The following is a 6,061-nucleotide window of genomic DNA, read 5'->3' as shown; positions in this document are numbered from 1 at the left end:
CCGCGGAGGCCGCCGCGGCGCCGGGCCCGGACCTGGCCGCCTCCGGGCCGGCCGGCGCGGAGGACGCTTCGGTGCGGTTCGACATCGTGCTCGACGACGGCACCATACTTACCGTCGACTCCGTGGTGCTGGCCGTGGGCCACCTCGACGCGCGGTTGAACCCTGAACAGCGGGAGCTGCTTTCCGCGGCGGAGGAACTTGGTCTCCTGTACGTGCCGCCGGCGGCGCCCGCCGACGTCGACTGGTCCCGGGTGCCGGGAGGCAAACCTGTCCTGGTGCGCGGCATGGGCCTGAACTTCTTTGACGTGATGGGACAGCTGACGGAAGGGCGCGGCGGCCGGTTCGTTGCCGGGGAGGGCACCGCTGAACTGACGTATCTGCCGTCCGGCCGCGAACCGCTCATCATCGCCGCCTCACGCCGCGGCACCCCCTATCGGGCGAAGGCGACCCTCACCGGCTACTACCCCGGAACGGTCCGGCTGCGCTACTGCACTGAGGGCGCGATCGCGAAGTTCGCCGACTCCGGAATCCGGCCCTCCTTTGACTACGACCTCTGGCCGCTCCTTCACCGGGACGCGGTCTGGGCCTACTACTCCACGCTCGCGCGCTCGCAGCCCGATGCCATCCTGACCGGCCCGGCCGAGTTCCTGCGCGCCCTGGACGAGTCTCTGCGGCCGCATGCTCACTCGACCGCCAAGTGGGAGCACACCGCGGAATCGGTGATTGCCGTCCATGTCCGGGCATCCCACCGCCTGGACCTGCTCGGCCTCGCGGCGCCCCTGGCCGGGCGCTCGTTTGACTCGAGAGCCGAACTGGACGCCGCCGTCGTCGACTACCTGCTCGACGACGCCCGGCGCTCGGCCCTTGGCGAGGACGATCCGGTGAAGATGGCGATCGGCGCGCTGCACCACGGCCGGGCGGTGCTCAAGACCGCTGTGGCCGATAGCGGCATCACGGACGAATCCTGGGTCGCGGGCCTCCGGGGCTGGTTCGAATCATTCGTGGAAGGCCTGGCGAGCGGCCCACCGGCGCTGCGCTCCGCGCAGCTCGCGGCACTGGCCCGGGCGGGAATCGTGCGCTTCGTGGGCCCTGACCCCAAGTTCGGCGTGGACCGGCGGGCCCGGATGTTCACCGCGGCGTCACCATGGGTGGGCGGCGGAATGGATGAAAGCGCCGACGGCGGGGCGGAAGATTCTGCGATGGAGCCTGCCGGCGTCGGTGGTGCTGCCGCGGGCGGCGCTGGGGTCCGCGGTTTTGTGGGCAGTGCCGGCGTGATCGGTGCTGCCTCAGGGACGGCGAAGGCCGGTGCGATAAGGGACCGGACGGAGAACGCTGTGACCGGTTCCGGGGCGGGGGCCGTGTCCGCGGCGGCGATGATCGAGGCGCTGGCCCCGGCCAACCGGGTGGCCGTCAACTCTTCGCCCCTGCTGGAGCAGTTGCTCGCCGAGGGGCTGGTGCGGCCGCGCCTCATGATGAGCGTGGAGGGGACCCCGGTGCACACTTCCGGGCTGGACGTCGTCCCGCACCCGTACCGGCCGCTGGGTGCCAACGGGTCCGTGACGCCGGGGCTTTACGTGCTCGGGCTTCAGCTCTCCGCCACGCAATGGGGCACGGCCATCGCCGCCGAGGCCCGGCCGAAGACCGGCCCGGTCTACCGCAGCGGCCAGCGCACCCTGCGCGACGCCGACGAGATCGCCCGCGACATCCTGGCCCCCTAGCCCGCACCCGCCTGCCGCTCAGGAGCCGCTTAAAAGTGGGCATGGCCTCCTGCGTGCCTGCCTCCAAGAACGGGCATGCCCTCCCTTGGGGCCGGGCAGTGGACACGTGGTGCTTATGTCCAGTGCTGCGGGCCAGGGGAGGGCATGTGCCGTGGTGGGGGCTGGGGAGCCCGGGCTAAGACATCAGCCCTTGAGGCACTTCCGGTAGGCGGCCATGGCTGTCCCGTAGTTCACCTGGCCCACGAGATCCCCGGGCCTGGTCGGCTTGACCGGCGGCGTGCACTTCGGCGGGACGGGGACGCTGGCCGCGACCTTCACCGCCGTTTTCACTACAGTGCCGGATTCGACGGCGGTAAGCACCAGGGTGCCCGCGCCGGCGGCGGCTCCGGCCGGAACCTTCACGTCCACCTGAGCGGCGCCGACGGTCACCGGCACCGTGCCCAGGGCCGTCACCGTGCCCGCGGCGTCGGTGAACTCGGCGCGCAGCGAGGCATTCACCGGGCTGCCCAGCGAGGTGAGGTCCAGCTTTGAAACCGCCAGTGTGAGGGATTCGCCGCCCTTGACCTCCGCCGCCGTCGTGTTCACGACAGCCACGGAGCGGCGGCCGAAGTCCGGCGAGACCGGGTTGTGGGTCTGCAGGTACTTGATCCAGGCATCGCGGTCCACGAGCCCGGAGTCCTTGGTGCCTGCGCCTTCCTTGAAGATGCGGAAGTTGTCGCCGCCGGTGGCCAGGAAGTTGAACGTCCCGATCCGGTAGGACTTTGCCGGGTCGATCAGTGCACCATTGACCCGGATCGAGGTGATCCGGTCACCGGCGGCGCGGGCGGCGTCGTAGGTGTAGTTCACGTTCTTGGACAGGCCCAGCTGCTGGTAGGCGCGGCTGGGAACCGTGCCGTCCGGGTTGGTCTGCCACTGCTGCTCCAGCAGGGTCTTGAACTGCGCACCGGTGAGGGACGTGGTCCACAGATTGTTCACGAACGGCAGCACCGCGTTGGCCTCGGCGTACGTGATGGTGCCGTCGGGCGCGTAGTACAGCTCGTTGCGCAGGCCGCCCGGGTTGACGACGCCGATTTCGGCGGCGCCGAGGTCCGGCGCCTTCAGCGCATCCACCAGGGAGTCCGCCACCAGATTGCCGAGGGTGGACTCGCTGGCACGGTCATCGCGCACAGCCGGGGAACCGGCGAACGCCGTCGTGATATCCGCCGTGACCTTGCCGACAGGCTGGTTGCCGACCACCGCGGCGTCGGCCAGGGCCTTGTCCACGATGGCCTTGACGGCCGCGACGCGCGGGTACTGCGCCACAAGATCGGCTGCCGGCTGCGCGGCGCTGGTGGTGCGCTGGACGTTGCCGGCCTTGTACCCGGTCACCGACATGGTCCTGGTGTCGATGGTCAGCTGGATCTGGCCGATGAACTCGCCGTAGTTTCCGGTCTGGACGATCGGGCGGGTCTTGCCCGTGGGCTGGCCCGCCGCATCCAGGACCGGGGCGTCCCAGGCGTACTGCTTGTGGGTGTGGCCGTTGAAGATCGCCGCCACATCCGGGGTGACCTTCTGGACCATCTTGGCGAAGGGGCCGCCGGCGGCGATTTCCTGCTCCAAAGTGGCCCCGTCGGGCGCGCCCGACCCGGCGCCGTCGTGGTTCTCCACGATGATGACGTCGGCGAGCTTGTCCGCCTTGATCTTCGCCGCGACCCGGTTGATCGCGTCGACGGGGTCACCGAATTCAAGGTCCGCGATGCCTGACGGCGTGACCAGTGACGGTACCTCCTGCGTGACCGTGCCGATCACGGCGACCTTCACGCCGTTCATGTCCAGGACCGTGTATTCCGGCAGGACCGGGGTGGTGGTGCCCTTGGCGTAGACGTTGGCGCCCAGGTACGGGAACTTGGCGTTGGTCCCGCCGGCGGTGACGCGGTCGCGCAGGTCAGCCCAGCCGCCGTCGAACTCGTGGTTGCCCACCGCTGAGGTGCGCAGGTCCAGGGCGTTCAGCACGTCGATGGTCGGCTGGTCCTTGGCGATGGCCGAGGCGAACAGCGAGGCGCCGATGTTGTCGCCGGCCGAGATGAACGCGGTGGCGCCCGGGGCGGCGGCGGCGCGCAGCTTCTCGATGGTCCCTGCGAAGAACACGGTGTTCGAATCGATGCGGCCGTGGAAGTCGTTGATGCCCAGGAAGTTCAGCTCCACGCTGGCCGGGGTGACGGGCAAGTTCAGACCCACCACCACGGGATCGTGGTCGCTCGCCCGGAACTGGTCCGGAGCGTAGTAGTCGGTGACGTTGTTGTTGTAGCGGCTGTACTCCAGCGCCACGGATTCCACGGAGTTGATGTTCCAGATGTCCGCGCCGGTGACGGCGGCGTTGGCCGCCGGGGAGGCGAGGATGTGGTCCAGCGAGCCCACGAGGCCGCCGAACAGGTAGGAGTGCTTGGCGGAACCGTCGGCGTTCTTGGCCTTCTCATCCTGGTTGACGTACCCGGCGCCCGTGAGGACGTTGATCGGGTCCTCCTTGGCGTAGGAGTTGAAGTCGCCGATCAGGAAGACCTTGTCCGTGCCCTTGGACTTCTGCAGTTCGTCGGCGAATGCCAGCAGGGACTTGGCCTGGGCGGTGCGGGCCAAGTTCGAGGCGCCCTGGCCCTTGTCGGTGTCCTCCGGCGTCGCGGCGGAGCCCTTGGACTTGAAGTGGTTGGCGATCGCGATGAACTTCTTGTCATCGGCGGCGCCGACCGGCTTGAAGACCTGGGCCATCGGCTTGCGGGCGCTGGCGAACGCGACCGTGTCGTTGTGGATGATGGATTCGCCGATCGGTTCGGCGGCGGCCAACTTGTAGATGAACGCGGTGCGGATCATGTCCTCGTCCGCCAGCGGGGGTGCGTTGGCCGGCGTGCGGACATAGTCCCAGATCCCCGGCGTGGCGATGTTCAGCGCATCCACCAGCTTGGCGAGCGCGTCGTCCCGGGTCTTGCCGAACTGGGCCGAGTTCTCGACCTCCATGAGCGTGACGACGTCGGCCCCGGACTTGGAGATCGCCGCTACGATCTTGTCCTGCTGCCGCTTGAAGTTCTCCGCGTTCGCCGCGCCGCGGACGTCGCAGCCGCCCTTGACCGTGATGGGGTTGCCGTCCCGGTCCGGGTAGAACGTACAGCCGGAGATCTGGTCGCCGGTGGTGGGGAAGTAGTTCAGCACGTTGAAGGAGGCAAGCTTGAGATTGCCTCCCACGGCGGCCGGGGTCCCGGCCCGGGTGGCGCCGAAGCTGGCCGGCTGCACGGTGTCCGCGTTGGCGGCCGTCAGCTGCGTCAGGGGCTGGAACTTCCAGGCGCTGTTCGCGTAGCTGAGCACCACGTTGGTTTTGAACGTCACCGGCGCGCCGACCCGGACCGGATCGGCCGTGGTCAGGTACGGGAGCACCTGGGCCTTGGTGGCGGCGTCCTTGAGGAAGTTCGTGGTGGCGCCGTCGTCGAGCTTGATGCCGCGGGCGGCGTTCGCCGCGGCCGTGGCGGTGTACTCCGCAGAACCGAAGGGCGCGACGGCGGTGGGCTGCTCCAGCGCGGTGGTGCCGCCGGCCAGGCCGATCTCGCCGTACTGGTTCAGCGAGAAGTTGTCCGCCACGGTGACGGGGCCCTGTGGGGTGAGCAGCATGCCTTCGAGGGATTCACGGAAGGCCTCGTCGGCGGGGAGTGCGAAGCCGGTGGCCTTGACCTCGGGGGCGGCCTCGGTGAGCTTCTTCAGATCGGCCGCCGCGGCGACGTTCAACTGCGTCATGCCGAAGAATTCGCTGACAGCGCCGGTGAGTTCGACGTAGTCGCCGATCCTGACGGAGTCGACCGTGGACGGGGAGTAGACGAACACCGCGTCCGACGCCGCGTGGTTGGCCGGGGTGAGATCGCCGCCCGTGCCGGGGGTCTGGACGTAGTAGCCTGCGAAGCCGCCGGTGGGGAACGTCGCGGTGACCCGGCCCCGCGTGGTGACCGAGGATCCGGCCAGCGGGCTCGCGGCGCCGGTGCCCTGGACTTCGGCAATGGTCTTGGCGGCCGGGGGAGTGCCCGGGTCCACGGGCGGATCCACGGGCGGATCCACGGGGCCGGCAGCGCCACTGGCCGCCGTCGGCGTGATGGCTGCGTTCAGTGCGAAGTCGGCGGCGTTGTTGTTGGTGTCCCCGCCGTTGCTGCGGTTCATGCTCTTGACGTCGGTGTTTCCCGACGGCGCAGCGGCCGCCTGGGCTTCGAAGGTGTTGGAGGTGCCGTAGCCGAGGAGGTCCGCGACGTTGGCCGGTTCGATGACCGAGCCTGTCGGCAGCGGATTGAGTGCTGTGGCCTGTTTGGCCAGCACGATCGTGCCGCCGCCACCGG

Annotated in this window: 2 protein-coding genes; one reads left to right on the top strand and one right to left on the bottom strand. The window is 69.4% G+C overall.

The annotated features are described in order from the left end of the window. A partial coding sequence (locus tag Y706_RS29195) for an FAD/NAD(P)-binding protein (protein ID WP_043435677.1) occupies positions 1–1,718 on the top strand: 1,718 nt, incomplete at its 5' end. A gap of 183 nt (positions 1,719–1,901) precedes the next feature. On the opposite strand, the gene Y706_RS24580 is transcribed toward Y706_RS29195, so the two are convergent. Then, positions 1,902–6,061: ExeM/NucH family extracellular endonuclease (locus tag Y706_RS24580; RefSeq protein WP_084476049.1), on the bottom strand; the 4,160-nt coding region annotated here is incomplete at its 5' end.

Origin of the sequence: Arthrobacter sp. I3 (genome assembly GCF_000520575.1) — a bacterium.
Taxonomy (GTDB): domain Bacteria; phylum Actinomycetota; class Actinomycetes; order Actinomycetales; family Micrococcaceae; genus Arthrobacter; species Arthrobacter humicola_A.
Note: the sequence above shows the minus strand (reverse complement) of the source record. Positions and strands in the feature narration are given on the sequence as shown.